The sequence below is a fragment of the Nocardia ninae NBRC 108245 genome, assembly GCF_007990755.1.
Taxonomy (GTDB): Bacteria; Actinomycetota; Actinomycetes; order Mycobacteriales; family Mycobacteriaceae; genus Nocardia; species Nocardia ninae.
Map to the genome: position 1 here is coordinate 66,042 of NZ_BJXA01000016.1, position 26,332 is coordinate 92,373.

At 65.7% G+C, this 26,332-nt stretch carries 31 protein-coding genes; 15 read left to right on the top strand and 16 right to left on the bottom strand.

Translation table 11 applies throughout. The annotated features are described in order from the left end of the window. Positions 1-9 precede the first annotated feature (9 nt). Positions 10-447 carry a holo-ACP synthase AcpS gene (acpS, locus tag NN4_RS14710; RefSeq protein WP_107654668.1) on the top strand — a complete coding sequence of 146 codons (438 nt, stop codon included), beginning with the start codon at positions 10-12 and terminating at the stop codon, positions 445-447. A gap of 86 nt (positions 448-533) precedes the next feature. On the opposite strand, the gene NN4_RS14715 is transcribed toward acpS, so the two are convergent. Continuing rightward, complete coding sequence (locus NN4_RS14715; RefSeq protein WP_186818428.1) at positions 534-1,655, bottom strand: PucR family transcriptional regulator; 1,122 nt, start codon at positions 1,653-1,655, stop codon at positions 534-536. Between the two features lie 87 nt (positions 1,656-1,742). Continuing rightward, positions 1,743-2,363, bottom strand: coding sequence for a TetR/AcrR family transcriptional regulator (locus tag NN4_RS14720; protein ID WP_228542308.1), 621 nt, complete (start codon positions 2,361-2,363; stop codon positions 1,743-1,745). Between the two features lie 242 nt (positions 2,364-2,605). Between NN4_RS14720 and NN4_RS14725 the strand changes: the two genes are divergently transcribed. After that, a complete protein-coding gene (locus NN4_RS14725) occupies positions 2,606-3,901 on the top strand; it encodes a DUF7159 family protein (protein ID WP_147130809.1) in 1,296 nt (431 codons plus the stop codon). 60 nt (positions 3,902-3,961) lie between these two features. Here NN4_RS14725 and NN4_RS14730 read toward each other — a convergent pair whose 3' ends face one another. Both NN4_RS14730 and NN4_RS14735 read right to left on the bottom strand, forming a co-directional pair. Continuing rightward, on the bottom strand, positions 3,962-4,726 hold the full coding sequence (locus NN4_RS14730) for an ABC transporter permease (RefSeq protein ID WP_147130964.1): 765 nt from the start codon (positions 4,724-4,726) through the stop codon (positions 3,962-3,964). A gap of 5 nt (positions 4,727-4,731) precedes the next feature. Further along, the gene (locus tag NN4_RS14735; RefSeq protein ID WP_147130811.1) at positions 4,732-5,688 is read right to left on the bottom strand and encodes an ATP-binding cassette domain-containing protein; all 957 of its coding nucleotides are present in this window, start codon (positions 5,686-5,688) and stop codon (positions 4,732-4,734) included. Positions 5,689-5,787: 99 nt separating this feature from the next. On the opposite strand from NN4_RS14735, the gene NN4_RS14740 reads away from it, so the two are divergent. Next, positions 5,788-6,537 (top strand): TetR/AcrR family transcriptional regulator, encoded by a 750-nt coding sequence (locus NN4_RS14740; RefSeq protein WP_308633322.1) that lies wholly within the window; start codon positions 5,788-5,790, stop codon positions 6,535-6,537. On the opposite strand, the gene bcp is transcribed toward NN4_RS14740, so the two are convergent. Further along, complete coding sequence (bcp, locus tag NN4_RS14745) at positions 6,534-7,007, bottom strand: thioredoxin-dependent thiol peroxidase (RefSeq protein ID WP_147130813.1); 474 nt, start codon at positions 7,005-7,007, stop codon at positions 6,534-6,536. The genes NN4_RS14740 and bcp overlap by 4 nt on opposite strands. Positions 7,008-7,250: 243 nt before the next feature. On the opposite strand from bcp, the gene NN4_RS14750 reads away from it, so the two are divergent. Further along, positions 7,251-7,472 carry a DUF3618 domain-containing protein gene (locus NN4_RS14750; protein WP_107654672.1) on the top strand — a complete coding sequence of 74 codons (222 nt, stop codon included), beginning with the start codon at positions 7,251-7,253 and terminating at the stop codon, positions 7,470-7,472. 64 nt (positions 7,473-7,536) lie between these two features. Here the strand turns inward: NN4_RS14750 and NN4_RS14755 are convergent, their stop codons facing one another. Both NN4_RS14755 and NN4_RS14760 read right to left on the bottom strand, forming a co-directional pair. Beyond that, entirely contained in the window at positions 7,537-7,833 is a 297-nt protein-coding gene (locus NN4_RS14755) for an excalibur calcium-binding domain-containing protein (protein ID WP_107654673.1), read from the bottom strand. A gap of 133 nt (positions 7,834-7,966) precedes the next feature. Further along, on the bottom strand, positions 7,967-8,944 hold the full coding sequence (locus NN4_RS14760; RefSeq protein ID WP_147130815.1) for a pirin family protein: 978 nt from the start codon (positions 8,942-8,944) through the stop codon (positions 7,967-7,969). 62 nt (positions 8,945-9,006) lie between these two features. Here NN4_RS14760 and NN4_RS14765 point away from each other — a divergent pair, with 62 nt between their 5' ends. Then, positions 9,007-9,474, top strand: coding sequence for a MarR family winged helix-turn-helix transcriptional regulator (locus tag NN4_RS14765; protein WP_147130817.1), 468 nt, complete (start codon positions 9,007-9,009; stop codon positions 9,472-9,474). 149 nt (positions 9,475-9,623) lie between these two features. On the opposite strand, the gene NN4_RS14770 is transcribed toward NN4_RS14765, so the two are convergent. The 3 genes from NN4_RS14770 to NN4_RS14780 form a co-directional block, all read right to left on the bottom strand. Continuing rightward, the gene (locus NN4_RS14770; RefSeq protein ID WP_147130818.1) at positions 9,624-10,127 is read right to left on the bottom strand and encodes a DnaJ family domain-containing protein; all 504 of its coding nucleotides are present in this window, start codon (positions 10,125-10,127) and stop codon (positions 9,624-9,626) included. 84 nt (positions 10,128-10,211) lie between these two features. Further along, positions 10,212-10,526: a hypothetical protein gene (locus NN4_RS14775; RefSeq protein ID WP_147130819.1), complete on the bottom strand. Its 315-nt coding sequence runs from the start codon at positions 10,524-10,526 to the stop codon at positions 10,212-10,214. Positions 10,527-10,678: 152 nt separating this feature from the next. Beyond that, positions 10,679-11,272: a transglycosylase SLT domain-containing protein gene (locus NN4_RS14780; protein ID WP_107654677.1), complete on the bottom strand. Its 594-nt coding sequence runs from the start codon at positions 11,270-11,272 to the stop codon at positions 10,679-10,681. Positions 11,273-12,025: 753 nt separating this feature from the next. Between NN4_RS14780 and NN4_RS14785 the strand changes: the two genes are divergently transcribed. From NN4_RS14785 to NN4_RS14805, 5 genes are all read left to right on the top strand, one after another. Beyond that, positions 12,026-12,385 (top strand): chitin binding peritrophin-A domain-containing protein, encoded by a 360-nt coding sequence (locus NN4_RS14785; protein WP_147130821.1) that lies wholly within the window; start codon positions 12,026-12,028, stop codon positions 12,383-12,385. Between the two features lie 186 nt (positions 12,386-12,571). Continuing rightward, the gene (locus tag NN4_RS14790; RefSeq protein ID WP_147130823.1) at positions 12,572-12,853 is read left to right on the top strand and encodes a polyprenyl synthetase; all 282 of its coding nucleotides are present in this window, start codon (positions 12,572-12,574) and stop codon (positions 12,851-12,853) included. Next, entirely contained in the window at positions 12,816-13,892 is a 1,077-nt protein-coding gene (locus NN4_RS14795) for a polyprenyl synthetase family protein (RefSeq protein ID WP_222595064.1), read from the top strand. Before NN4_RS14790 ends, NN4_RS14795 begins: the two co-directional genes overlap by 38 nt. A gap of 35 nt (positions 13,893-13,927) precedes the next feature. Further along, a complete protein-coding gene (locus tag NN4_RS14800) occupies positions 13,928-15,094 on the top strand; it encodes an oxygenase MpaB family protein (RefSeq protein WP_147130828.1) in 1,167 nt (388 codons plus the stop codon). A 351-nt stretch (positions 15,095-15,445) separates the two neighbouring features. Beyond that, positions 15,446-16,900 (top strand): FAD-binding oxidoreductase, encoded by a 1,455-nt coding sequence (locus NN4_RS14805; protein ID WP_147130829.1) that lies wholly within the window; start codon positions 15,446-15,448, stop codon positions 16,898-16,900. 113 nt (positions 16,901-17,013) lie between these two features. Here NN4_RS14805 and NN4_RS14810 read toward each other — a convergent pair whose 3' ends face one another. The 6 genes from NN4_RS14810 to NN4_RS14835 all read right to left on the bottom strand — a co-directional run bounded on the left by NN4_RS14810 (position 17,014) and on the right by NN4_RS14835 (position 21,550). Beyond that, entirely contained in the window at positions 17,014-17,796 is a 783-nt protein-coding gene (locus tag NN4_RS14810) for an isoprenyl transferase (RefSeq protein WP_147130831.1), read from the bottom strand. A 95-nt stretch (positions 17,797-17,891) separates the two neighbouring features. Further along, positions 17,892-18,305, bottom strand: coding sequence for an NUDIX hydrolase (locus NN4_RS14815; RefSeq protein ID WP_147130834.1), 414 nt, complete (start codon positions 18,303-18,305; stop codon positions 17,892-17,894). 51 nt (positions 18,306-18,356) lie between these two features. Beyond that, on the bottom strand, positions 18,357-19,124 hold the full coding sequence (locus NN4_RS14820; RefSeq protein WP_186818429.1) for an ABC transporter permease: 768 nt from the start codon (positions 19,122-19,124) through the stop codon (positions 18,357-18,359). Beyond that, positions 19,093-20,031 carry an ABC transporter ATP-binding protein gene (locus NN4_RS14825; RefSeq protein WP_186818430.1) on the bottom strand — a complete coding sequence of 313 codons (939 nt, stop codon included), beginning with the start codon at positions 20,029-20,031 and terminating at the stop codon, positions 19,093-19,095. Before NN4_RS14825 ends, NN4_RS14820 begins: the two co-directional genes overlap by 32 nt. Positions 20,032-20,084: 53 nt before the next feature. After that, positions 20,085-20,552 (bottom strand): hypothetical protein, encoded by a 468-nt coding sequence (locus NN4_RS14830; protein ID WP_222595065.1) that lies wholly within the window; start codon positions 20,550-20,552, stop codon positions 20,085-20,087. 59 nt (positions 20,553-20,611) lie between these two features. Next, positions 20,612-21,550, bottom strand: a complete 939-nt coding sequence (locus tag NN4_RS14835; RefSeq protein WP_222595066.1) for a hypothetical protein — start codon at positions 21,548-21,550, stop codon at positions 20,612-20,614. 501 nt (positions 21,551-22,051) lie between these two features. On the opposite strand from NN4_RS14835, the gene idi reads away from it, so the two are divergent. From idi to NN4_RS14860, 5 genes are read left to right on the top strand one after another with little or no spacing between them, the layout of a single operon-like run. After that, positions 22,052-22,705, top strand: coding sequence for an isopentenyl-diphosphate Delta-isomerase (gene idi, locus NN4_RS14840; protein ID WP_246180883.1), 654 nt, complete (start codon positions 22,052-22,054; stop codon positions 22,703-22,705). Then, positions 22,702-23,496 (top strand): hypothetical protein, encoded by a 795-nt coding sequence (locus NN4_RS14845; RefSeq protein WP_186818431.1) that lies wholly within the window; start codon positions 22,702-22,704, stop codon positions 23,494-23,496. Before idi ends, NN4_RS14845 begins: the two co-directional genes overlap by 4 nt. Before the next feature lie 9 nt (positions 23,497-23,505). Further along, the gene (locus NN4_RS14850; protein ID WP_186818432.1) at positions 23,506-24,603 is read left to right on the top strand and encodes a polyprenyl synthetase family protein; all 1,098 of its coding nucleotides are present in this window, start codon (positions 23,506-23,508) and stop codon (positions 24,601-24,603) included. 17 nt (positions 24,604-24,620) lie between these two features. Continuing rightward, positions 24,621-25,391 (top strand): polyprenyl diphosphate synthase, encoded by a 771-nt coding sequence (uppS, locus tag NN4_RS14855; RefSeq protein ID WP_186818433.1) that lies wholly within the window; start codon positions 24,621-24,623, stop codon positions 25,389-25,391. Next, positions 25,388-26,251, top strand: coding sequence for a hypothetical protein (locus NN4_RS14860; protein WP_147130844.1), 864 nt, complete (start codon positions 25,388-25,390; stop codon positions 26,249-26,251). The genes uppS and NN4_RS14860 overlap by 4 nt, the downstream gene beginning before the upstream one ends. Positions 26,252-26,332: the final 81 nt, after the last annotated feature.

Consider the following 26,332-nt stretch of genomic DNA (forward strand, 5'->3'; position numbering starts at 1 on the left):
TCCCGGCATATGACGATCCTCGGTATCGGCCTGGACTTGGTGACCATCTCCGAGTTCGCCGAACAGCTCGAACGCGCCGGAACCACCATGCTCCGGGAAAGTTTCACCGCGGGCGAGCGGCGCTACTGTCAGAGCAAGGGGACCGATCCGGCGCGTAGTTACGCGGTGCGCTGGGCGGCGAAGGAAGCGGTGATCAAGGCCTGGGCCTCATCCCGCTTCGCGCGCCGCCCACAGATCGGCGACAATCCGTACCCGCTGATCGAGGTGGTCAACGACGCGTGGGGCAGGCCGAGCATCAAGCTGCACGGCCTCGCCGCCGAATTCCTGCCTCGTGCAAGGGTTCACCTGTCGCTGACGCACGACGGCGACACCGCCGCCGCGATGGTGGTGCTGGAAGATCCGGGTGAACTGGTCGACCTGATCGAAGGCCGGGAAACCCCCGCCTGAGCGTCAAACCTGTACAGCCGCACACCAACTGATGTCCCGCAGCCGAAATCGCCTGCGGTGTAGGACATCAGGAGGTGTGCGGCTTTTCAGCGTTCCCGGCTGAGGCGGCGACGCTGCAAAGCCCACCATGCTTCGAGGGCGCGGTCGGGGTCGGTGAGATCGATACCGGTCAGGTCTTGGAAGCGGCGGAGGCGGTAGCGCACGGTGTTGGTGTGCAGGCCCATCTCCTTGGCGGTGTTGTCCACCCGCATGCCGTTGCCCAGATAGTGCGCGACGGTGTCGAGCAGCGCCGCGGCACTGTCGTTGCGGCCCAGCGGGGTCAGGTAGCGGCGGACGAGTTCGTCGCCGACCTCGGTATCGGCGAGCACCGCGGGTAGCAGCCCGAGATCGGCCAGCTCGTAGACGCCGGTGCGTTCGAAGGCCTCGGCGGTGGCCATGGCCCGGGTGGCGCTGCGAAACGACGGCTCCATCCGATCCAGCCGGGCGGGCGGGCCGATGCCGACCGCGGTCTCGATCTCCCTGGCGGGCATGTGGTCCACCACGCCGGCGATGTCGCCGTCGACGAGGGCGAGCAGGCCGTGCGGACGATCGCCGGACGGTGTGTGCTCGAGCTGCCGCGCCACCTGGTCCGCGGGCAGTTCGGGGTGCGGGCGGGCGCGGATCGCACGGTATTCGCGATCGGAATCCAAGCCGTATCGCTCGACCTGGACGCGGATCTCGGCAGGGCCGAGGGTGCCGAACAAGATGCCGCGGACCAGGTCGGCGCGGCGCTGCTGGTCGTGGCGGGTTCGTTCGAAATCGGCGTCGATATGTCCGCGGGCCACCGCGAGGATCGCGGTATCGGTGAGCGCGAGCAACTCGTTGGTCAGGCCGAGCAGCTGACTGTCGCCGATGCCGAGCCTGCGGCCCGTGGCGACCACCTGATCGATGGCGATCCGCACGGCCAGCCGCCAGCCGCGGAACATCTCGGTCACCGGAATCCCTTGGCGGCCCCGAGTTTCGCCATGCGCGGTGAACACGGCGAGTTCGTCGGCGGTCAGGTCACGCCCCTCGGCGAGCACTCGCATCAGCTGATCGATGGTGCGGCGGGTGGCCGGCGCCAGCGTCTCCGGGTCCAGCTGCGCATAGGCGGGGATTTCCGCGCGCAGTCGCTTGATGGCCAGCGCGGTCAGTTCTGCGGACCGCGCGGACATCTGAGCAAACAGCACGCGGCGATTAGTTGACGGCCCTGGGCTGGACATACTCCTGGAGGATAGCCCCTGTTTCGGATTCAGCAACTAGGCGGCTATGTGGGCTCAGCGTCCGCTGGCCGAGCGGGATTCCTTCTCCGCGACCAGCAGATACGCCACCATCAGGCGCTTGAGCTCGGAGACCGCCTCGGCGTGGCTCTGCTCGTCCTGCACCGAGAAGTTCAGCATCGAGTAGACGACGTGCACCAGCACCTCGGCCATCATGGTGCGCCGCGCCCGCGGGGTGCGCGGCGTCAGCGGCCGCAGCATCTGCGAGACGACCTCGGCGAACTCCTTCTCGTGGATCGCGCCCGTCGCCCGCGTCGAGGGCGTGGATTGCATGGCGAGCCACACCTCGCGCCGGGACGGGTCGTTCATCCACAGGTTCGCCAGATGGTCGACCAACTGGTTCATGTGCCGCAGCCAGTCCAGCGACGGGATCTCGCCGTGGAAATCGGCGAGCTCCTGCGAAACGGCCACCAGGTCTTGCCGATTCAGTTCGCAGACGATGACGTACTTGTTGGCGAAGAATTGGTACAGCGTGCCGATCGGCACCTCGGCGCGCGCCGCCACCTCTTCACAGGTGAACGATTCGAAACCGACCTCGACGAGCAGTTCGCGCGACGCCTGCAACAGCGCGTCGAACTTGCGTTTACTGCGCTCCTGCGTCGGCCGTCGCCGCGGCATGAGCTCCTGTGGGTCGTCCTGCAGCTCCAACGCAGGGTCCAGACGTTGGTGCTTCGACCTGGTCTCTGCGCGTACTTCCACGTATCCAGGCTAACGGTACGGACACACCCACGACACGCGCACGGCTTCTGCGTGTTCATCTTCTGTCCGATTTCACTACCCATCCAGATCGAATGTGGCGCCGAACACATACCGAGCGCGCGTGGCTTCTGACGCGCGAACGGACCAGGAGGGCGCGACCTGTGGTAGCTCGATCAGTGGTAACTCTCGGCGTTTCCACCGAACGTGGCGCCGTGCACGCGGTAGCTTTCGCCGACACCGGCGCACGGCTACCCGAGCGCGTGCTGCTGCATCGGGTGAAACGGACGCTCGGTGACGGCAAAGCGGACTTGGCGGAAGCGGTCGAGACGGCGTTGGACGAACTCGCCGCCGAACTCGGCCAGGACCACGAGATCGTGGGCGCGGCCGTCACCTACCGGGACGCTGCCGAGCGGCGCGCCATCGTCACCAGGCTGGCGTCCGGGCAGTGGCACACGGCGTCCCTGGTGTCGGCCAAGTCCGCGCATCTCAGCGTGGCCGGAATGATGACCTGGCTCGACGAATTCGATGATCTGCTGATCTGCGAGGTGGTGCCCGGCCACCAGGCCTTCACCCTCGTCGACCGCGGCCGCCGCCGGGTGCTCGCCTCGATCAGCCAGGCGGGCGGCGCGACGGCGGACTCGATGGGCGCCGCCGTGACGGCCGCCTGGGACCAGTTCGAGGCGGCGGCGGTGCGGCCGGATGCGGTGGTGCTGATCGGTTCGGCCGCAGGCAAACCCGCGGTCATCGCGGCCGTGGACGCCTTCGGTGCGCCGGTGATCCCGTGCAAGACTTCGGCCGCCGCGTCGGCCGCCGGTGCCGCGCTGTACGCGATGGCCGACGTGGACGGCGTCGGCGAGACGGAAGAACGGGTGCGCCGGGTGCGTGGCGGCGCCGCGGTGTTCGCCGCGGCCAGCGTGCTCGCGGGCGGGCTGGTGGTCGGCGGCGTGTACGTCGCGGGCGGCTCGTCGCGGACGTTGCCGGGTGCGGTGGTGAAGGACGCGCACGTCACCGCCGAATCGAAGGTGGTCGTCAGCGGGTCGGACGCGGACAAGCCGGACCGGATCCGGGTCGACACGCCTCGGGTCGAGGGGCCCGTGCTGGACCGGCGCGCACCCGTCGTCGCGGCCGAGCCGGAAATTACGGTCGTCACTCTCGATCCCGTCGAATCCGAGCCGCAGTACTCCGCCCAGTTGTGGGGGAGCACGCCGCAGGATCGCACGGAATCGCTGATCCCCGCCGAACCCGCGCGCGACTCCGAAGCGAAAGCCACGACGCCGCTGACGTCGGGCTCGGGCGTCCCGGCGGCCACCAACAAGGTCGGCGCCCCGAACGGGTCGCTGCTCTTCCCCGGCGAGTCACCGCCCCCGCCGGCGTTCACCGCGGAGTCGTATACGTGGTGGGACAACCACTTCCGGATGATGGTGCAGTGGGCGGCTCAGCAGATCATGTCCACCTGAGCCGAAATGACCTGCGGCGTAAGGTCCGTCCCCTCCCGATTCGGACCTTACGCCGGCCGGTCAGTTCTTGGTCCTGCGCCGGAACAGCGCGACCGCAGCGAGGTAGCCCGCCAGGCCGATGCCCGCGCACCACAGCACGGCCAGCAGCGCGCTGTTGCCGATCGGGGTGCCCATCAGCAGACCGCGCAGGGTTTCGATCACCGGCGTGACCGGCTGGTGCTCGGCGAACCAGTGCAACCCGCTCGGCATCGACTGCGGCGGGACGAACGCGCTGCTCACGTACGGCAGGAACATGAAGAAGAAGGTGGACCCGTTGGCGGCTTCCGGATTCTTCGCCAGCAACCCGAGCGCGGCCGCGACCCAGGACAGCGCGAGGACGAACATCGCGATGATGCCGTAGGCGGCGAGCCAGCGCAGCGGATCACCGGTCGGCCGGAAGCCGATCGCCACGGCCACCAGGATCACCAGCGTGGTGGTGATCAGATTGCGCAGCACGCTCTCCACCACATGCCCGGTCAGCACCGACGGCCGCGCGATGGCCATGCTGCGGAACCGATCGATGATGCCGTTGGTCAGATCGGTGGACACACTCACCGCGGTCGTGGCCGAACCGAAGCCGGCACACAGCAGGATGATGCCGGGCACCACATAGTCGATGTACGCGCCGCCGACGTTCATCGCTCCGCCGAACACGTAGGCGAACATCAGCAGGATCGCGATCGGCACCGCGACGGTCATCAGCATCGTGTCGGGACTGCGCACCGTGTGGCGCAGGTTGCGGCTCAGCATGGTGGCCGAATCCTGCACGGCCAGCCGGGTATTCATGATCGTCACAGCACTGCTGCTTTCTGCGTGGTGGGGTGCCCGGTGAGGGCGAAGAACACGTCGTCGAGGTCGGGGGTGTGGATGGTCAGCCCGTCGATGGTGATCGCCTGATCCTCGAACTGGTCGAGCAGCTGTTTGAGCATGCCGACGCTGCCGTCCGAGGGCACTTGCAGCGCCAACTGTTCGGCGTCGATCTCAGCGCCGGGCACGGCGCGGGACGCGGCGGCCAGGCCGTGCTGATCGGCGAAGCGCAGCTGGATGTGCCCGCCGGGGGCGAGCCGCTTCAAGTCGCCCGGTGTGCCCTCGGCCACGATCTTTCCGTTGTGCAGCACCGCGATTCGATCCGCCAGCTGATCGGCCTCCTCCAGGTATTGCGTGGTGAGGAAGATCGTCACGCCGTCGGCCACCAGGTTCCGGATCACCTGCCAGAGTTCACGGCGGCTGCGCGGATCCAGCCCGGTGGTTGGTTCGTCGAGGAAGATGATCCGCGGCGCACCCATCAGGCTCATGGCCAGATCGAGCCGTCGGCGCATGCCGCCGGAGTAGGTCGCGACGCGGACATCGGCGGCGCCGGTCAGCTCGAATCGGTCGAGTAGAGCGGCGGTGCGATCGGCGATCTGCTGCTTGCCCAGATGCAGCAGCCTGCCCATCAGCCGGAGATTTTCGGCGCCGGTCAGCACCTCGTCCACCGCGGAGTACTGGCCGGTGACGCCGATGAGGCGGCGCACGGTGTCGGCCTCGTGCGCGAGATCGTGGCCGCCGACCCGGATCGCACCACTGTCGGCGCCGGTCAATGTGGCCAGGATGCGCACCATCGTCGTCTTGCCCGCCCCGTTCGGGCCGAGCAGCGAAAAGACCGTGCCCGCCGCGACTTCCAGGTCGATCCCGGCGAGCACCGTTTGATCGCCGAAGGTTTTGGTCAACCCGCTGATGCTGACAGCGGGTGTAGATGGGACTGTCATGTGGTTCCTCGAGTCAAAACTGTGTATGGGTTAAACTTAGTTTAGACGGTACACAGTTTTTGGCCCGAGGGAAGAGGCGACGAGAAAAAGGGGTCGACAGTGGTGAACACGCCGGAGGCGGACAGCGGCGGGGCGGCGCGGGCCAAGTCCTTCGCCTTGATGTGGGGTCTGGACGAGCAGGGCACGCGGGGGCCGAAGCGCGGACTGAGTCTCGAGCAGGTGATCGACGCGGCGATCGAGGTGGCCGATGCCGAGGGGGTCGCGGCACTGTCGATGAGCCGGGTCGCCAAGCGGCTCGGCTTCACCACCATGTCGCTCTACCGCTACGTGGACAGCAAGGACACCCTGCTCGTCCTGATCTCGGATCGCGCGCTCGGGTTACCGCCGGAGCTGCCGGTCGGCGTCGGGTGGCGGGCCGGCATCGAGGCCTGGGCCGCGGGCGTATCCGAGTCGCTGCGACGGCACCCGTGGTTCGTCGATCTGCCGCTGGCCGCGCCGCCGACGGGGCCGTGCAATATGGCCTGGCTGGACGCCGGCCTGGGGATGTTCGCCGAAACCGCCGTGCCCGAGCCGATCAAACTGCAACTCGTCATGAATGTTTCGTTGTATCTGATCGGCCGGATGCGCGTCGCCAAGGAGCTGGCGGCGAGCGGGGACAACGCCGAGTACCCGGCCATGTTGAGCCGGGTACTCGACCCGCAGCGCTACCCGGCGCTGACCCGCGCCCTCGCCGCCCAGGTGTTCGACGATGACGACGTGGAATGGGACGACGGGGGACTGCGGTTCGGTCTGGCCCGACTGCTGGACGGATACGAGCAGTTCGTCCGATCCTTCGAGCAGCAGCCCTAGACCGACAGATCGCGGCGCAGCTTGGCGACGTGACCGGTGGCCTTCACGTTGTACTGGGCGACCTCGATCTTGCCTGCCTCGTCCACCAGGAAGGTGGAGCGGATGACCCCGGTGACGGTCTTGCCGTACATGGTCTTTTCGCCGAACGCGCCCCACGCGGTGAGCACGGCCTTGTCCGGATCGGACAGCAGCGGGAAGGTGAGCTGCTCGGCGTCGCGGAATTTGGCCAGCTTCGCGGGCTTGTCGGGCGAGACGCCGAGCACGGTGATGCCCGCGCCGTCGAGCTCGGCCAGGTTGTCGCGGAAGTCGCAGGCCTGTTTGGTGCAGCCGGGGGTGCTGGCGGCGGGGTAGAAGTACACGATCACCTTGCGGCCGCGGTAGTCGGCGAGCGACACGTCCTTGCCGTCGGCGTCGGGCAGCGTGAAATCGGGGGCGGTATCGCCGGGGGAGAGTCGTTGGTTGTCGGTCACGTCCTGCACGGTAACCGACGGCTCGGACACGCTGCCGACGGACGGAACGACACTGTGCGGACCGACAGAACCGTGCCGCGCACACCTCGGCAGCACTGTGCGGATCTATAGAACGCCGCGTGCCCCGGGTCGGCGCCGCGCGGACCGATACACTCGGCCGGGAGCTGAGGGTGACCCGCGAAGGCCGAACACGCACCGCGATTCGAGCCCCGGCGCGGCACATCAAACACAGGAGGCCTGAACGTGGCGAAGGATACCGAGCGGATCGAGCAGGAGATCGAGGCCGCGCGCACGCGGCTGGCGAGCACGCTCGACGAACTCGCCGTGCGCGCGGATCCGCAGCGGATCGCGAGCGACAGCAAGCAGATCGTGCTGCGGAAGCTGAACGAGCCCAAGGTGAAGTACAGCCTGATCGGCGCGGCCGTCGTGGTGGTCGGGCTGGTGCTGGTCAAGATCTTCCGCTGAATCGGCGCCGAACAGCAGAACACCCGGTGTGCCTGGCACACCGGGTGTTCTTATTTCACGGGTATCAGACCGTGGGGCAGGCGAACCCGTCACCGTCCGGATCCAGGTGCGGGCCGTAGCCCGGTTCACCACGAAACAGTGGTGCCCGGTTGGCGCGCTTGGCGTCTTCACAGTTGGCAAAGGCGCCGCCGGCCGAACCGGTCTGCGTCAGACCAGCCGAACCGGTTGCGGCCGAGCCGGTGTCGACGGCCGACGATCCGGTTCCGGAGGAACCTGAGGGAGGCTGAGCCAGCGCGGTCGGCGCCGCAAGGAGGGTCAGTCCCGCGACGGCAGCGCTGAGGGTAAGCCGGCGAACGTTCATGTATTCCTCTAAATAGTTGCTGCGATGGATAGGCGTCCGACCGGACGCCGCATCCACTGTTGTGACGCCTCGCCCGCTTGTCAACCGCGTCGGCCGAGAACTAGGGCATTAGGGGATGCCCTAGTCGGGACGTTCACTCGCCCAGGCGATGGCCCGCCACGTGCTCGGCGGGGATGTTTCCCATGCGTCCTGCCTGGTAGTCGTCCATGGCCTGGATGATTTCGGCGCGAGTGTTCATCACGAAGGGCCCGTATTGCACGACGGGTTCCTTGATCGGTTGGCCGCCGAGCAACAACACCTCCAAGTCGCCGGTCCGATTGTGTTGGCGTGCATCGGCACTCACCGTGATCGCGTCGCCGGGACCGAAGACGGCCAGCTGTCCCTCGCGCAGTGGCCTGCGTTCGGCGCCGACCGTGCCGCTGCCGGACAGCACGTACGCCATCGCCGTGAAGTGTTGCGGCCACGGCGTTTCCAGCTGTCCGCCGGGGCTGATCGAGGCGTGGGCGTAGGCGATCGGGGTGTAGGTCGAGCCTGGCCCGTCGAAGCCGCCGACCGAACCCGCGATGAGCCGGACCAGCGCGCCACCGTCGTGCGAGCTGACCAGGGTCAGTTCACCGGCACGCAGATCCTGGTAGCGCGGTGCGGCGAACTTGAGCGCGCGCGGCAGGTTCACCCACAGTTGGATGCCGTGGAACCAGCCGCCCGCCATGACCAGCTGCTCGGTGGGCAGCTCGTCGTGCAGGATGCCGGAGCCCGCGGTCATCCACTGCGTGTCGCCCTCGCCGATCACGCCACCGCCGCCGTTGGAGTCGTGGTGCACCATGGCGCCGTCCATGACGTAGGTGACGGTCTCGAAGCCGCGGTGCGGATGCCACGGCGCGCCCTTCGCCTCGTGCGGTTCGTAGGCGACCGGGCCCATCTGGTCGAGCAGGATGAACGGGTCGGCGGTGCGCAGGTCCACGCTCGGGAACGGCCTGCGAACCTCGAACCCCGCGCCCTCGCGCTGTTTCGGCGCGCTGACCACGGTGCGCACCGGGCGTTCGCGCATGGTCTCGGTGGGCTGGGGCAGGCGCGGCAGGATCATGAGGTCGGGGACGGTGATGGCGGGCATCGGAACCTCCTGGGAGGAAAGTTGGTGTCCATGTCAACCAAATGTGAGTAGACTTCATTCCCATGGAGTGGCTGAGTGACGACGAGCAGGCGACGTGGTCGGCCTACATCCGCCTGCGCCAGCGGCTGGACGCGGCGATGGCGGAGGGATTGACCCGGGATGGGCTGTCCGCGGCGGACTACGAACTGATGGTCGCGCTCTCGGCCGCACCGGGTGACTGTCTGCGAGCCAAGGATCTCGCGGCCGAGGTCTGCTGGGAAAAGAGCAGGTTGTCCAAGCATCTCGCCCGGATGGACGCGCGCGGGCTGGTCGACCGGCAGCCGGTGGCGGAGGACGCGCGCGGGGTGCTGGTCAAGCTCACGGCCGAAGGTCGCCGGTTACTCGAACGCGCTGCCCCGAACCACGTCCGGCTGGTCCGCGAGGTCTTCATCGACTGCATCACCCCCGACGAAGCCCGCGCCCTTCAGTCGCTCTCCGACAAAGTACTTGTCGCAGTAGAGGAATCAACCCACTCCGCGCTGGGTGCGTGAGTGCTTTCAGGATCCGGGGGAATTGAGGTCGGCATTTCCCGGGAAGCGACTTACCTCAGTTCCCCCTGATCTTGAAACGGTCGCTCAGTGGCGGCTGCTCCGCTGAGCCGGGTGGAATATTCGGCTGGCCCGGGACAGCGGCTGTGAGATCAGTTGCTGGGCGCGGCGTTGGGGTTGCGGAATAGGCGCCGCCACCATGAGGTGGTGTCCGGGGCTGGTTTGGGGGCGACCACAGATGTGTCCGGCGATCGCTTCGGCCTGCGCTCGGCACGCCATTGCTCGACGATCTCCTCGGTATCGACCGGGGCGATGCGGACGTAAGGCCCGTGCGGCAGGCGCAGCCAGTCGACCACCCGCTTGTTGAGCTCGCGCACGGTCTCGCGGACCGCGCGCTCGGAGGTCAATTCGCGCACAGTCTCGGGCAGTCGCTCGATATCCCGGCGCAGCAGCAGCGACGGTGGCAGGAGCGCGTCACCGCTCACTCCTTCTTTCCGGAGGTAGCCCTTCAGCCACCAGTTCTCGTCGTCGCTGCCGCGCGGAATCGGTTTGCCCGCACCGGGCAGATTCTCGAATTCACCGCGTGCTGTTGCCTCGCGGATCTGCTTGTCGATCCACGATTCGAAGTCCAGTTTCGCTGGTTTGCGCTCGGTCATCGCGTCACCTTTGACGGCGGGTGCATTGCCACCATGCTACCGAATGGGCCCGTGTGGGCGCCGAAGCCGGTGTCCGGCAAGGGATCACGACCAGGGCGTGATCGGCGGCTTCACCCACATCAGCTTGTCGTCGGTGTGCTCGCGCCGCGCCGCCGGATGGCCGGGATGCCGGGCGGCCCAGTCGTCCTTCTCGGTCAGCAACTGCGCCACCGTCGCCCAGGTCTCCTCGGTGCTCGGTGGGTTCGTGTCGGCCGCCCTGGCGAGCTTGCGCCGGGTCGTCGCGGGCATCGCCAGCAGTTCGGGTCCGGTGATGCCCAGGTGCCAGACGTAGCCCGCGAGGCGCCGGGCCTTCTCGGCGCGGCTCTTGGCCGCCGTGTCGCTGTGCGCGTAATCGGTCATCGCGGAATTCCAAAGGTCGGTGGTGCACGACCCTATCCCGGAGGCGGGGCGAGATGCGACGACGCCTCCCCGCGGTCGGGCGGGGAGGCATCGTCGTTGCGTGGCCAGGCGTCGTTGCGTGGCCGGACGGGGCGGCGTCGTGGCCGCGTGGGTCAGTACGCGCCGTTGACGTTGTCCATCGAGCCGTACGTGCGCGCGGCGTAGTTGCAGGCGGCGACGATGTTGGCGACCGGGTCGTAGATGTCCCAGGAGGTGCCCTCGACGTGGTACGCGCTGAAGGTCGGGTCGATCACCTGGAGCAGGCCCTTGGACGGGATGCCCGCGGCGGCGTTGGAGTCCCACAGGTTGATCGCCTGCGGGTTACCGGTCGACTCGCGCATCACGTTGCGGAAGATGCCGTCGTAGCTGCCGGGGATGTTGTTGGCCGCCATGACGTCGAGGGCCTGGCGGATCCAGCCGTCGAGGTTGTCCGGGTAGCTGGGGGCCGGTGCGGGCAGCGGCGCCGGGATCGGCTCGGGCACGGGGATCGGGATCGGCAGCGGCGCGGGCATGGGTGCGGGGGCGGCGACGGGCTCGGCGGCCGGGTGCTGCTCGGCGACCATCGCGATGCGAGACGGGACGCTGTCGTCGGCCACCGAGACCGCGGACGAGGCGGCAACGGCCACGACGCCTGCGGCGGCGATGGCAAAGGTCATGCCCTCGCGAAGCGTCGAGCGGCGGAGCGGGAAAAAGCGTCTGTCAGGCATGACGAAATCGGTTCCTTTGTCGGGGACTGGTTTCGATCCGGGCGCGCGCAGGCAGCACGGATCCAAGGCGGGCACGCGGTGGGCGCTCGCCGGTACGGCTGTGTGCTGTTGTCGGGTTTTGTTGTGGGGGACGCGGTGGTCCCCGGAACGCGACGGTTCAGTGGTGCGGTGCCGGGGCGCTCACTGCGAGCCCGGCCGCGATGTCGCGCGGGACTCCGCATCCTCGATGCGGAGAGAAAGACGGCCTCTCGGCGCGCCCATTCGGCGGAAGGTTGGGGTTAGCGGGTCCATTGCCGGATCCCGATCCGCCGACCGCGGCTGGCATGGGGCCTGCCGTTGCGGTCGTTTTCCGAATGCGTGTGAACAACTCCTCGGTGTAACCAAACTCCAGGTCGCTTTATGACCTGATCGCAGAATGGTCACGCTAGGTGAACGCACGGTAAACGAATAGCAAATGAAAGGGGCTACCGATCTTGGAACACCTCCCTGGTAGTTGCCGAACCGTTACCTACGCAGGGAGTTTGCTGCTAAACCGAATGTGCGACACGTCACAGAAATTTTCGGCTGACAAACCGGACTTCTGCTGCCGGACCGGGATGTTCGTCCGGATTGAGACCGGTGAGACGGCGGCCAAAACGTCTCGATCACGGCGTTTCCGTCGGAAGATCCGATCCGGTCGGTCTGCGGGACCGAATACAGGGGAGCCGCTAGCCGCCGACCCCCCGCGACCGGGGAGACAGGGAACCGCCGTCCATGAAATCGAACAGCCTGGCGTGCCGCACCGGCGTCCTTGCCGCCGGGACCGTGCTCGCAGTGCTGCCACCCCTCGGCGTCGCAGCCATGACACTCGGCACCATGACGGCGGTGGATATGCCCGAGGGGACCGGGCGCGATATCGCCGCCCGGCAGTACGCGGTGGTGCCGATCGAGGCGCGCTCGGACTTCTGCGACGGCAAGAGTGCGGGACATTACGTCGATCCGGCCGACCGAGCCGTGTTCTATCGGTGCGTGAGTTCCCGAACTCAACCCATGACGACGTATCAGTTCCGCTGTGCGGAGGGCGGGTGGTACGACGAGCGGCGACTGGTCTGTGTGGGCCGAACTCCCCGCTGAAATCCCCGGCGCTGAAGTGTTGCGCCGAACACCATGTGCGAAGCCGACATTCGAGAGGACAACTGGTTGTCCTGCGAATTCTCGGCACGTCACCAGATCGCCGCTGCGACACTGGCGGTGCCGGACCTGTTCAGCGTTTCCGGGTCGCGGTGTGGGTGCCGTTCGGGTGGACAGGAGCGTGATCGCATGTCGCAGAGGTCGAATCAGCGCGGATCCCGGGGTGAGGACGCGGTACTCCTGGCGGCGGGGCTGGCGGATCTGGCGCTCAGCCGGGTAGGCCCGGTGGTGAACCGGGCACTGGGATTTCTACGGCGGTCCGACTTACCCGGCATGGCCGGCGAGGCGGAGAGCGATCTGAAAGCGCGTGGACGGTTAGCGCTGGACCGGACCTCGCTGCTGCCGCCCGCCCACCTCGAGATCCTCGCGCAGCATGTCGTCGCGCGCGAAACCGGTTCCGGTGCGCCCTGATCGACACGACGCCTGCGCTTTCAAGGCACGCGTCGACGACATCCTGGAGGAGTTCGTCGGACAGGAACGCGACCAGCTGCTCGCCATCGATCCGCGACTACGTCCGGTGGCCGATCAGCTGGTAGCGGCTAGCGCGCAGGGGAAACGGCTGCGGGCGGCGTTCTGCTACTGGGGTTGGCGCGCGGCCGGGCAACCGGACAGTAGTGCCTTCGTCCGGGCCGCGGCCGCACTGGAATTGGTGCACGCGGCGGCGAGTGTGCACGACGACATCATCGATGACAGTCCGTTGCGGCACGGCTTACCCACCGCGCAGATCGCCCTGCACGAACCACTGCGCAGCGCACCGGAGTTCGCGCAGACCGGTAAGGCGCTCGCCATGCTGGTCGGGGATCTGCTGATGGCGTTGGCCGGGCAATTGTTCGTGACCAGTGGTCTGCCCGCGGCCTACCTGTCGCGGGCACGCCCGCTGTGGGCGGTGCTGGCCCGGGAACTGATCGCCGGTGAGTGCCTCGAAATCCTTTGCACCGGTGCGGTTCCGGATGTGGCCGAGTCGCTGAAGGTGGTTCGGTACAAGACGGCCAAATACACCGTCGAACAACCGTTGCTCATCGGCGGCGCGCTCGGCGGCGCGAGTGACGCGCTGCGGAAAGCGTTCTCCGCGTATGGCTTACCGCTGGGCGAAGCCTTTCAGCTGCGCGACGACCTGCTCGGACTCTTCGGCGACCAGGACCGTACCGGAAAGGCGAATCTCGATGATCTGCGCGCCCGCCGCCCCACCGCTCTGCTCGCCGAAACCTGGCAGGCGGTCGACCGCCCGCAGCGCGAACAGCTGACCCGGCTACTGGAGCAGGGCGAACCCGACGAGGCCGTCCTGTGCGAGGTGCGCGACCTGATGACGAGGGTCGGCGCACCGGCACGCATCGAGCAGATGATCACCGACCGAGTCGAGGAGGCCACGCACGCCCTGGCCGACGTGCCCGCACCCGCCGCCCGCGCGCTGACCGAACTGGCCACCGCGGCTACCGCGCGCCGCTACTGACCAACGCCATTTCGCCACCGACACAAGGAGTCTCGATGACCCGGACACAAACGTCGATGGACGCGCTGCGCCTGCACGGTGACGAACTCGCCGATGCCACCGTGGCCACCCTGTTCGAGCGCGGGGAGGTGGGCAAGTTCAACACCCTCATGCGCTACGTCTCCACCGCCGGTTCGCCGCTGCCCGACGACCTGCCCGAGGTCGCCCGCGAATACCTGCACACGACCGCAGCCCCGCCCGCCTGGGTGGACTGGGACGAAATGGAGAAGGCCAGGCTGTTCTTCATCGACAACAACGTGCACATCTCCACCGCGCTGTCCTTCGCCGCCATGCCCGCCTGTTACGTCATCCCACAGGTCGCAAAGCTGTTGTCGGCCACCCACTCCCTGGAGTACCCATCCAAGCGGATGGCCGAGACCGGACAGTTCACCGTCTACCTGATGCAGCCCGACGCCTTCGAGGCCGGTAGTCGTTTCATCCCCGCCGTGCAGAAGGTGCGGCTGCTGCACGCCGCGATCCGCCACCACCTCTCCCGCGAAAACCGTTGGGACACAGCCAAATGGGGGACACCGATCTGCCAGGAGGACATGATCGGCGGCCAGCTCCTGTTCTCGATGCTGGTCCTGGACAGCCTGCACCGCTTGAACATCCACATGAGCGTCGACGGCGCCGAAGCCTACTTCTACGCCTGGCGCGTGGTCGGCGCGATGCTCGGCGTCGACCAGGAACACGCGCCGAAAGACATCGACTCCGCCCGAGAATTCCTCGACCTCTACATGATTCGCCACATGGGGCCTAGCCAGGAAGGTGTGAACCTCACCCGCCAGCTCATCGACCTCTACGAAGAGGTCGTCCCCGGCACGCTCTTCGACCCCGTCGTCTCCGCCCTCATCCGCTACCTCATCGGCGACACCTGCGCCGACTGGCTCGAGGTGCCGCGCACCGCCTGGGACACCGCCATCAAAACCGTCCCCGCATTACTCGGCATCCTCGAAACCATCGAAGACAGTTCCCCTTTGGGCGAATGGGCCCTCGACCGCCTCGGCCACCTCACCACCTGGTTCGAACTCAGCTCCCTCACCCGAGGTCGTGTCATGCAATACGCCATCCCCGAAGAGCTCAAACACGACTTCGGATTCGCGTCATCGGCTGCACGCAGCAGCCGCTGGATTCCCCCGGACCCCACCTTCACCACCGAATAGCGGGGACCGGGCAATTCGCCCTTCCCGTCGGCTGCGCTTTCATGGCGCGGAGTGGCATTTGTACTCGGCGAAACACCGCGGCCGCGCCGAGGTCGGCGAGGTGCCGCCCAGCGGCTTGGCGCCGGTCGGGTAGTTGCGGGCAGTTGCGGTCCATCCACAGGGGTCGCCGCACCGAATCATCTCTGTTCGAACAACGAGGCACCGGCCGCGCGTCGGCTTCGCTGTCGTCGGAGGGTCTCGGGATCGGCCGCAACTAGGAGGACAAGCTGTGCTCGCTGCGTGGATAGGTGCACGCTCACCGCTGATTGCTGGACTGCACGCGGGGACGAAGGGCCGGGCAGCGTGACGTCGATGGCTGACTCCGCGGAAGCGACAGGTCTCACTACACCCGGATTCTCGCGTCGCTCGCTGATCCGTGGGGCGGGCAGCCTCGTGGCAGCCGCGGCCGCGGGAACGCTGTACTCGGGGACGGCGGCGGCAACCGTGGACTCCACCGCGTGGACCGACTTGCGCAGTCGATTGCGTGGCAAGCTCGTGCTGCCCGAGGACAGCGAATACGGCGAGGTCAAAGCACTTTTCGACCGGCGGTTCGACGGCAACGCACCACTCGGGGTGGTCGAGGTGGCGCAGCCACAGGATGTACAGGCGGCGGTGTCCTTCGCGCGCGACCACGGCCTGCCCATCGCCGCCAGATCGGGCGGCCACTCGTTTGTCGGCGCGTCCGCCTCCACCGGAGCACTGGTGATCGATGTACGCGGACTCGACCACATCAATGTCGACGCCGACCAGGTCACCGTCGGTGCCGGGGTGACCAGTCTCGCGGCGGTGACCCGGCTGGCCGAGTCGGACCTGGCACTCCCGATCGGCGTCTGCGCCAGCGTCGGGCTCACCGGTCTGACGGTCGGCGGCGGTCTCGGGGCCGATGCGCGCCGCTACGGAATGACCTGCGACCGGCTGGTCGCGGCCGAACTCGTGCTGCCGAACGGCGACACGATACGAGCCGACGCGACCACCGCGCCGGACCTGTTCTGGGCACTGCGCGGTGCGGGCGGCACGACCGGCATCCTCACCTCCTCGACCTACCGCACCATCCGTGCAACGGCGAAAGACATGGTGCGACTGACCTTTCCGGGTGACAAGGCAGCCCGCGTGCTCAACGGCTGGGCGCAGTGGATGCCTACGGCCGATCGTGGCGTGTATGCCAGCGTCCTTATCTCGGCGGACGACGGCCTGCGATGTCTGGTCCGGATGGTGTGCCCGGCAGGTACCGGAGCGGCTGCCGCCGCCGACCTGAGCGCCGCGGCTGGAGTCGAGCCGTCCGCCGCGGACCATCGCACGCTCGACCACTTGGCCGCCGTACACGATCTCGACAGTGGGCGGCCGCGGCCGGGATCGATCAGGGTCGCCGGCTCCGACGTCGTCGCCCAGCTTTCACCGGCCGCTGTCGACACCATCGTCGATGTCATCACCGCCCGTTCGCACAGTGGCGGATCGGGTCTGGTTGTGGCCGAACCCCTCGACGGCGCCATCCAGGAGACCGCTCCCGACGCCACGGCTTTCCCCTGGCGTGCGCACGCCGCGGCATTGGAGTGGGTAGTCCGGACCCCCAACCCGGTCGACGAAGCCCATGACTGGATCCTCAGCGCAAACCGCGCCGTAGCTGCCTTCTCCTCCGGCGCGTACCTCAATCACGTGCAACCCACCGACACGATGCTGCGCTGCTTTGCCCACAACTTCCCCCGATTGCAGCTCGTCCGCCAGACCACAGACCCGGACCGTCGACTGCGGTGGGGGATCAACGGGTAGTCGCCGGCCGCTATGGCACAGCCACGCGATCGGCGCGCCAGTTCACCCGGTCGCTGATCGCCTGGACCGCGGGACCAGGCTTCGGACTTACTCGTCCAGGTGGAAAGCCCGGCTCACTTGCCGAATCGTCGCTGACGACTTGCATACGATCGCAGTGCACGCAAAAAGTCGATACGGCGGAAGGCCGGCCAGTAGCAGTCCAGCCAGTGCATCTCGGCATAGGCCGACTGCCACAGCAGAAACCCTGATAGCCGCTGCTCCCCTGAGGTGCGGATGATGAAGTCGGTGTTCTCGCCATTGGGTGAGTAGAGGTGCTGTGAGATGTCATCGACATCGAATTGCTCGATCAGCTCGAGCAGGTCGCCGCCGTCCGCGACGCGTTGCCGGAACGCGCGCTTCACTGCGTCCACAATCTCGCGGCGGCCGCCGTACCCGACCGCGACGTCGACCCTGGGGCCGCCACGTCCGACCGTTTCGGCGACCGCTTCCTTGAGCACTCGAGCGGTGTCGCCGGGAAGTAGGTCGAGTGATCCGATCACCTGGACGTCCCAATCCCTGTTGGTGGCGGTGATGTCTCGTATGGTTGCTTCGATGATCTCGATCAGCGGCTCGAGCTCCGCTGCCGGGCGGCTGAGGTTGTCGTCGGACAGCATGAAGAGGGTCACGTGCGCGATGCCGGCGGCGGTGCTCCATTCGAGGAACTCCGTGACCTTGGCGCCGCCGGCACGATATCCCTCCCGGACATCGTCGTGGCCGGCTTCTCTCGCCCAGCGGCGATTACCGTCGAGCACGATGCCGATGTGCTGCGGTCTCGGCAGTCCGCTCAGCGTCGTAGCCAGCCGACGCTCGTAGATGGCCTCCAGCGGCTGACGCAAGAACAAGGGCAGAAGTCTCATCAACTCTTCTTAGGTGAGGGTTCGTCACGGCACCTGGAACCGAGGCAGTATATCGGGCCGCCCGCTCAGGCGGCGAGATTCGGTTGAGGCCGGCGTCAGAATCCGCCGAGGTGCCGCTGCAGCGCGGCCCGGATGGGTGACAACATAGGCAGGGCGGCCAGCTGCGAGGTGGCTATCCAGGCCGAGGCGTCTACCCCGCCGTCCCCGGTGTGGGTGAGCTCGCCCCCGATGACTTTCACCTCGAAGAGAGCAAAGACAGCGTGGAGGTCGATGCCGGTACTCAGTAATCGATGTTCGGCATCGATATCGAGCAGTCGGACTACCGCTACATCGAACCCTGTTTCTTCCTTGAACTCCCGGACCACGGTTTCCCGCGGGTGTTCGCCGTGCTCTATCCGGCCACCTGGCAGCATCCACCGTCCGTGGTCATCCTTCGACGAGGAACCGAGTCGGACCATGAGCACGCGGTCCGAATCCAGCACGAGTCCGTAGGAAGCGAATCTTTGCATGGCACTTCCGGACTCAGCCAATCCAGGTACTCCAGTTCGTTGCGGGCCGCACTAGGTCCAATGAACGCGCTCTCGGTTCATGGGGAAGCGCCACAAGGCCATGGCGAGGAAGAACGCGGTGAAGGCGAGGAGCGCCGCCAGCTGCGGGAGGACACCCACGAGGCTGGAGCCGTCCAGCACGACTCGTCGGAACCCGCTGACGGCCCAGTAGACCGGGGTCGATTTTGCGATCCATTCGACCCATGTTGGCAGGAAGTCGGTCGGCACCAAAGCGCCGCCTACCAATGTCCAGCTCAAGGTGGTTACTCGTTCCATCGCGAATGCTTGCCGCCTGGAAGCTGATATCGCGCAAAGGAACAGTGCGAACGATGAGACACAGGCGGAGAGGACGCACATCATCGCGACAAGCGCGACTCCTGAACCCTCCACCCGCAGGTCGAGGACTGCCCAGCCCAGCGCGAACAGAAACAAGGTCTGGGTCAGCGCGAGAACCGCGCACAAAGCCGACTTGCCCAGGAGAACCTCCCAGGTACGCACCGGCGACATCCGCAAGCGTTGCCAGGTCTGCAGGCCGTGCTCACGGAAATACGAGTCGGTGACCAAGCCGGTCAGGAAGAACGAGAACATCGCCGCGATTCCCGGCACGGCCAGCTGTACACCGTCGCCCTGGTGGTATCCGAGCCGGGTCACGGCGTCGGCGTACATCGGTTTGATGAAAAGAACGAGCATTGCGGGCGTGATCAAGATGGTGATCAACGGTGCCGGCTCTCGGCTCAGCCAGACGGCATCATGCCGAAACAGGAGCAGTGCGCGAATCACGAGTGTTCTCCTCGGCGAGGATATTGAAATAGGCACGTTCCAGGTCGGCCTGGATGATCTCCAGTCCACGAAGCCGATCTCGGTGCTCGGCAACAGCTTCGAGCGCTTTGACAAGATCGACGGCGGGATTCGTCGTGGGCAGGAGAAGGGTGTCGGTGCGAATCCGAGCACCCGGCCAGTCGATCGGGGGTAGCTCCCCATCGAAGCGAAGCGCGAGTTCGCTTCTGGCATGAGCGGTGATCAGCTTGTCGACGGGTCCATCGACAGCGATCCGACCCCGGGCGAGAACCGCCACCCGAGCACGCAACTCCTCGACCTCGGCAAGATAGTGGGTGGTGTAGACGACGAGGGCGCCACGGGCCGCCTGCTGCCGCACAATGTGCAGCAACTGCAGCCGAGTCTCTGGATCTGCCCCGGCTGTCGGCTCGTCCAGCAGCAAGACGTCCGGTCGGTACACGAGGGTGCAGCCGACGTGGAGGCGTCGACGCTGGCCACCGGAGAGCTTTCCGGCGCGGGTCCGGCGTTGGTCGCCGAGATCCAGGAGCCCGAGCAACTCGTCGACAGAGTGTGTGAGCTCCCGGCTCCGCAGTCCGTTGAGCGAGCCGAAGAACCGAAGATTCTCCTCCGCGGTATGGGCGGGATAGACCGCGATATCTTGGCCGGCCAGCCCAACTCGTCCGTGGTGGATCTTGTGCCGGCGGATCGAATCCACGCCGAGAACCCGTGCGGTGCCACCATCGGGCGGTAGCAGCCCGGCGATGATCGACATGAGTGTCGTCTTCCCCGCACCATTCGGCCCGAGGATGGTCAGCACCTCGCCGCGATCAGCGGTCAGCGCTACCCGAGAAAGGACCTCATTCCCGTCGAAGGACTTCCGCAGATTGTCGAGTTCGAGTGCGAATCCCACGCGTAGGTAATCCTCTGATCGTCCGATGCCACCTGCTACCGGCCGTGCACGACCTACAGCGGCCTGGTCCAGTCGGACGGCAGTAATGCGGGAAGCTGTAGTGGATTGATGAGTTCGTCCCATGCGCGGACCAGCCGGATCGCGCCGAACATCCCTTCCGGTGAACGCAGTTCCGGAAGGAAATCCGGCAGCCCGAAACTGCTTTCGACGCCGGAGACCCACGTGCGCACCTGCTCGAGCCAGGCCTGTGCTTCCGCCGGTTCGGGGGCGGTGCGAGAAAATTCTTCGGCCTGGTGCAGCAGGTGCTGCCCGCCCTGCCACACGTCCGGGGGCACATGGGTATACGGGTCGAGCGCCCCGCCGTCTTCAGCGACGTACGGTTCGGCGCCGAACTCCAATCCGCGTGCCTGGCAACAGATGAGTACCAGATAGCGAGTCTGCGCCAATACCAGCATCCACTGGCCGCAGTCCACGCCGCCCGCCACGTCCTGGAGCGCCGATTGAGCGCCGACCACCAGCATCACCGAACCATGGCTGACATGAGTGACATGTCGTCGTAGGTCGGGCCTCGAATGGACACTCATGACTTCTCCACTCCCATCCATAGGACGTCTTCAGCGAACAACCCAGCGATCTCGTCGTCCCAGGTATCCGTTATCCCGTAGGTCCATTCCGCTCTCCCGCTCGTCGGCCCGTCCGCGGGAACGGAAACCGTGCGTAGCCCCCAGCGGCTGAAGAGCTCGGTGCCGCCGAAGGCATACCGGTCGGTGCCGTACGCGGGCTTCACTGTGATACGCCACTGATCGCTGTCGACTCCGGTGAGGTAGTGGTCGACCAGTGCGCCGACTTCTTCCAGGTACGCAGGCACGCCATCGGGTGACAGGGGAGGGCACGAAGCCAGCCGGAATGCGTCGAGGCCCGCACGATCGTCGAGCCTTCGCAGCTTTTCACCCAACCACTTGGGCTTGAAGTACCACTCGCCGTGGAGCGCGGCATGTCGCTCGAGCGCCGCCCAGAGCGCTTCGCCCATGCGCAGCGCCGCGACGATAGGCTTCCGCGGCGCGAAAGTACGTGCGGAAACCTGCTTTCGGACAGCTTCGACGGCGTACCACGAGGTTATCCACTGAACGACCTCACCACCGAGCTGCTGTTTCCAGGCCAGCCATTCGGGGGTGCCCGCCAAGGCCAAGCCGAGCGCGAACCTGCTGAGGCTATCCAGGTGCAAACGTCTGGACGCGAGGTCGCCAGGGCCGACTTCAGCGGGCGGCCACTCGTCTGCGGTGAGTTCGCGATGACGAGTCATGACCGGATCGGCTCCGTGCAGCACGACTTCGATCAGCGCGCCATTGACGTACGCGGTCAGGGGAAGGGTGCTGGACACGGTCTCGGGTACTACTGAATAGACGTCGAGGTCGCTACCCGAATTCCCGAACCCGGCCATGACGGAGCCGGTGGCCACCGTGAGCAGCGGCTCTCCGAACGAGGTATCGACCTGCTGGACGACTTGGCTTCTGGTCAAGCTCCGTGCAGCCAGGTGTGCATCCAGGCGGCGATCCAGTGTGGCCGATAACTCGGTATCGGATGCCGTAGCAGTCATTCCTGGAAATCCCCTCGTAGTCGGGCCGAATGGAAAGTTTGCGTGATATTCACCAGCGAGTTTGTGTCGGTCGTGCGCACATCGGCAATTCTTCCTCGGCTGATCACGGCAACCTCGACTGGATAGTCACGACCCCCGTCGTGCCGGATCGCAGTTAATTTTGGTAGCTCGACCGTGCCACCGCAGACCCCCTGACGATTGCGCTCCAAAGTAGCAGAGGCTGCGGGTGCTGACAACAAGAAGATCAGCCGTTCTATCGGGCAAGTCTGTTGCGCGAACCAGGCCTGTCCGGTAGCGTGGCGGCAGCAGCGCAATATTCGCTGCAGGGGATGTGCAAAGCGTTGACGAGACGGCATTCGGCCGGTTGAAATCGGCTACGGTCTATTGTCCGCAATCGCATTCGGGGACAATCGAGGTGGGATATTGAATGACGTCGATATCGGGGACGCCGGGGGCTTGCGAGCGGTCCAGTCGGAACCTTCTGTAGATTATATTGAATTGGAGCTCGTCGACTCGGTCGGGAATGCTGTAGGTACCGCTGAGAAACTCGCCGCACATCAGCCTCCTGGCCGCCTTCATCGTGCGTTCTCGGTATTCTTGCTCGATGTCGACGGGCGATTGATCCTGCAGCGCAGGGCATTGACCAAATATCATTTCCCCGGAGTATGGTCGAATTCTTGTTGCGGCCATCCGCGGCCCGGCGAACAGCCTTTTCTCGCCGCCGCGCGACGCGTTCGAGAAGAGCTGGGCACCTGCCCGGCGCTCCTGATGGAGGCGGGCACAGTGACCTATCGCCATCGTGACCCGCAATCGGGCCTGGTCGAGCACGAGTACAACCACCTCTTCGCCGGCGTTCTCACCGCAGAGCTGCGACCGGACCCCGAGGAGGTCGCCGAAACCGCTCGGGTGCATCCGGGTGAACTCCGCCGCAGGCGAGAAATAGATCAATTTTCCGGATGGTTCGGCGATGTCTTCGATGCGGTGTTGCCGGTATTGGGAAGATTGGATGTGGCGGATGCGTGGCGAATTCTGGCATCGGATGGTCTGCAGCGTGACGCAAAGGCGGAGATCACATGACCCGGGATAGCGAAGTGCAGAACTGGGTCAGCAGTGAAGTATTCATTGATTGGACTGATCTTCGGTCTGCACATGCGCAATGCAGGTCGGTGCTGACGAGGCTGGCCGCGGATCGAGATCTGCTGACCCTGCTGGTCGATCGTATCGCCGATGACGAAGATCTTTTCCGGGATGCGGACCACCATCCGGTCATGGACCGGCTCACCCTCTGGCGCGATATGGAACGGGGAATCTACCTGCGGCTGCACGTATCGCCCGGGAACAACGAACTGATTCCGCATGATCACAAGTATTCTTTCACCACCTACATTCTGCGCGGATCCTATACGCACGTTTGGCGGCGCCGTACCGCCCCATATCGAGGGAAATTCAGTTCGGAGCACGTGCCATTGGGCTTGGTCACCTGTGAACGTGTCGGATCCTGCTATACGCTCGGGTATTCGCTCGTACATCAGACAATGATGGAAGCGGATACTGTCACGCTATTCATGCGGGGCCCTGGGGAACAAGGAAGTTCATACGCTGCCCAGGACATGTTGGACCGGGTCGACGGGGGGAATCGTGCGGACGGCGATCAGAGTGCACCCGCCACCACGGCGGCGCGGAAGCACACCGACGGACAACGTCCTCTGGAACTCAACGAATATCGCCGACTCCGGCATCGACTGATGACGCTGGGAGCTCTAGGCCCTGTGTCGAAGTCCCGTCCGGCGCCTCCGGGGGCGGGATCCGGCCTGACGTCCACGCAGGGCCGGGGACCGGCGCCTCGGCCGGATCAACGCGCGAGATAGGTCTCCACAATGTCAGTACTGAACGATGTCGATGGCATCACCCGTGAACTGCAGGACAGAATTTCGGGATACCAGGATAGCTTCGCGCGAATATTCGAACGCTATTTCGAAGAACTCCGGGAAAACTTCGACGGCCCGGCTGACAGCCGATTCACCGCGCGCTCCCTCGAACTCCTCGGCGACCTATCGCTCAGAGGAGGCAAACGCCAGCGAGTGGCGTTCATGTACGAGGCGGCGCGGCTGGTGACCGACCAACCTGTCGCGGGCCTCGATGAAGCGGCCCTGAGCATCGAGCTGTTGCAGACCCACCTCCTCGTGCACGACGACATCATCGATGATGCGCCGACCCGACGTGGTGGCCCCTCAACGTACTTCGCGTATCGGGCGGAGTTTCCTGGACATCCGCAGACGGCGCTGGGTCTGGCGTTGCTGGCCGGCGACCTCGCCGCATTCCTGTCCCTTCGGGTCCTCATCGATTCGGGCCTGCCGGTTCCGCTCAAACACGCGCTTGTCGATGTTCAGACACGGGCCGCCGAAGCAACTTTCGTCGGACAGATGTTCGATCTCGAACGCGACTTTCCGGAGATACCGAGCATCGAGCTGTTGAACTCGGTCTCCGATTTCAAGGCCTCGCGCTCATCGGCGCTGGCGCCGATGCAGCTCGGGCTCTTGGTAGCGGGAGAAGATCCTGCCGAGCACGCGGTGACACTCCGTCGCTACGCGCTGATGTTCGGCATCTCCGGGCAGATGTGCGACGACTACCTGAGCCTCTTCGGGGATGAGCGTGTCACGGGCAAGCCGAATACCGCCGACGTCCGAGACGGCCGGCGTACCTACCTGATCTCGGCGCTATTGACCGCGGCAACGCGGACGGAGCGAACGCGCATCGAGTCGATCCTGGGCCGGCCGGACTGCACCGCCGCGGATGTGGACAGCTTGCGTGAAATTGCCTGCCGACACGGTGTGGACCGCACTCTCCGGGCGGAAATGCACCGATACGCGGGCCTGGCCTCGAAGGAAGCCTCCGAATGGCGGGATCGATGGCGGGCAGACGCAGTGACCTTCTTCGAGAGGGTGCCGATCTGGGGTGTGGAGCGGACGCTTTGAATCCGGGAAATCGGTCCGTGTCGGACTATTCCGTCGATGGACAGTCGGCCGATGTCTCGATCGTGCCGACACACGTGGGATTCATCCTCGACGGGAATCGCCGGTGGGCGCACTCTCGCGGCATGAAGGCATCTGCCGGTCACTTGGCGGGCTTTTCCCGGATACCGGAGGTCTTGACCTGGTGCAGGGCCGTGGGGATCCAAGCGGTGACCCTATGGATGCTGTCTACGGACAATCTGAAGCGCAGCCCGGTCGAGGTCGACTCTCTCGTGAAGATCATCGAAGCAACGGTGAAGACTGTCAGTGCCTCGGAAATCGGGCAAATTCGTCATATCGGGTCGCGTTCGGCGGTTCGCAAACCACTCCTCGATATCATCGACCGGGCGGTCGAGCAAACTGCCGAGACCCAGGGAATGCGTATCAATTTGGGGGTATGTTACGGCGGGCGAGAAGAAATAATCGATGCGTGCCGGAGCATTTTGGCACGATGCGTTGCGGATGGGATGTCGATCCCAGAGGCTATCGACAGAGTCACCGTTTCGTCGATATCGCAAGAAATACTGGCGGGCTCGATCGCACCGGAGTTGATCGTCAGAACGTCCGGTGAGCAGCGTTCGTCCGGTTTCATGCTGTGGTCGGGCATGTATTCCACGATGTGCATCGTCCCCGCTTACTGGCCCGACTTCCGCTTCGCGGACTTCCGTGAGGTTTTGCTCGCATACCGGGAGGCAGACCGGGAGACCCGATATGCCGACAGCGGCGAGCCGTGCGAGGTGAGTGTCCGGTGAGCGCGGGGCAGCCGTTGCGAGGATGCGCCGTAGGGCTGATCGGCATCGATGGTGCCGGCAAGACAACTCTCGCCGGAGAACTCGAGCGGCGATTGTCCGATCAGGGCGTGGATGCGGTACGGGTATCTCGCCGTGGGTATCTCAAATCCAGTCCGCCGGATTTCGCCGGGAGTACGATCACCGCGCTGTACGAAGGCGCTCTGCGGACACTCTACGGCTTCGCCGGGCTCGCCGATGGCAGAGTGCTGGGCGAGGACTTTCCACCGCTCGCAGGCGAGATCATGTCAGACGAATTCGAGAAACTCTTGAACACGTCGGAGATCGTCGGGAACAATCCTTCCGCACTGGTCGCATCGATGCTGTCGGAGATCGCCGGATCTCTGGCGTTCCGTGAATCAATAATTCGACCGCATCTTGCCGCAGGTCGGGTTGTCATCGAAGACACCCACGCTATCAAGATGGTGATCAAGCTCTATCTGCTCGGATCGTCGGTGAGTGGGGATGAAACTCAACTGCAAGGCGAGCTCGACGCAGCCCTGCGAGCCGGGATCGATATCCTCCGGCCGGCGGACAGGACATTTTTACCGGTCTTCGTCCGGACCGATCCGGAAGTCGCATATCGGCGAAGGTTACTGCAGCACGGCCAAGTGGGCGGGATGGAACACTATGGTCCGGTCGGCCGGGCGATCGGGGCTGATTCATACCTCGAGCTCCAGACCCGTAGTCAACAGATCTTCGAGGACATCGCGGATCGCTGGGCATGCGTGCGGATCGATCTTTCTGCCGACGATCGGGAATACGCGCTGACAACTGCCGCGGAACATATTTCCTCGGCTCTGCACGACCGCGGGAAGTGGTGAGCACACATGACGAAAAGTCGAGCACTGGATTCCGAACTGCACTGGATCGATCACTTGCCCCCGCTGGATTGGTCCGACCTG

What these genes read in the sequence shown, in the direction of transcription:
- NN4_RS14735 (WP_147130811.1), bottom strand. Translation starts at nt 5,688, where the DNA reads ATGACAGTCCCATCTACACCCGCTGTCAGCATCAGCGGGTTGACCAAA.
- NN4_RS14730 (WP_147130964.1), bottom strand. Translation starts at nt 4,726, where the DNA reads ATGAATACCCGGCTGGCCGTGCAGGATTCGGCCACCATGCTGAGCCGC.
- NN4_RS14845 (WP_186818431.1), top strand. Translation starts at nt 22,702, where the DNA reads ATGACCCGGGATAGCGAAGTGCAGAACTGGGTCAGCAGTGAAGTATTC.
- NN4_RS14810 (WP_147130831.1), bottom strand. Translation starts at nt 17,796, where the DNA reads ATGAGACTTCTGCCCTTGTTCTTGCGTCAGCCGCTGGAGGCCATCTAC.
- acpS (WP_107654668.1), top strand. Translation starts at nt 10, where the DNA reads ATGACGATCCTCGGTATCGGCCTGGACTTGGTGACCATCTCCGAGTTC.
- NN4_RS14830 (WP_222595065.1), bottom strand. Translation starts at nt 20,552, where the DNA reads ATGCTGGTGGTCGGCGCTCAATCGGCGCTCCAGGACGTGGCGGGCGGC.
- NN4_RS14765 (WP_147130817.1), top strand. Translation starts at nt 9,007, where the DNA reads ATGGAGTGGCTGAGTGACGACGAGCAGGCGACGTGGTCGGCCTACATC.
- NN4_RS14785 (WP_147130821.1), top strand. Translation starts at nt 12,026, where the DNA reads ATGAAATCGAACAGCCTGGCGTGCCGCACCGGCGTCCTTGCCGCCGGG.
- NN4_RS14780 (WP_107654677.1), bottom strand. Translation starts at nt 11,272, where the DNA reads ATGCCTGACAGACGCTTTTTCCCGCTCCGCCGCTCGACGCTTCGCGAG.
- NN4_RS14720 (WP_228542308.1), bottom strand. Translation starts at nt 2,363, where the DNA reads ATGCCGCGGCGACGGCCGACGCAGGAGCGCAGTAAACGCAAGTTCGAC.
- NN4_RS14775 (WP_147130819.1), bottom strand. Translation starts at nt 10,526, where the DNA reads ATGACCGATTACGCGCACAGCGACACGGCGGCCAAGAGCCGCGCCGAG.
- NN4_RS14770 (WP_147130818.1), bottom strand. Translation starts at nt 10,127, where the DNA reads ATGACCGAGCGCAAACCAGCGAAACTGGACTTCGAATCGTGGATCGAC.
- NN4_RS14805 (WP_147130829.1), top strand. Translation starts at nt 15,446, where the DNA reads ATGGCTGACTCCGCGGAAGCGACAGGTCTCACTACACCCGGATTCTCG.
- NN4_RS14795 (WP_222595064.1), top strand. Translation starts at nt 12,816, where the DNA reads ATGTCGTCGCGCGCGAAACCGGTTCCGGTGCGCCCTGATCGACACGAC.
- NN4_RS14760 (WP_147130815.1), bottom strand. Translation starts at nt 8,944, where the DNA reads ATGCCCGCCATCACCGTCCCCGACCTCATGATCCTGCCGCGCCTGCCC.
- NN4_RS14850 (WP_186818432.1), top strand. Translation starts at nt 23,506, where the DNA reads ATGTCAGTACTGAACGATGTCGATGGCATCACCCGTGAACTGCAGGAC.
- NN4_RS14815 (WP_147130834.1), bottom strand. Translation starts at nt 18,305, where the DNA reads ATGCAAAGATTCGCTTCCTACGGACTCGTGCTGGATTCGGACCGCGTG.
- NN4_RS14755 (WP_107654673.1), bottom strand. Translation starts at nt 7,833, where the DNA reads ATGAACGTTCGCCGGCTTACCCTCAGCGCTGCCGTCGCGGGACTGACC.
- NN4_RS14790 (WP_147130823.1), top strand. Translation starts at nt 12,572, where the DNA reads ATGTCGCAGAGGTCGAATCAGCGCGGATCCCGGGGTGAGGACGCGGTA.
- NN4_RS14800 (WP_147130828.1), top strand. Translation starts at nt 13,928, where the DNA reads ATGACCCGGACACAAACGTCGATGGACGCGCTGCGCCTGCACGGTGAC.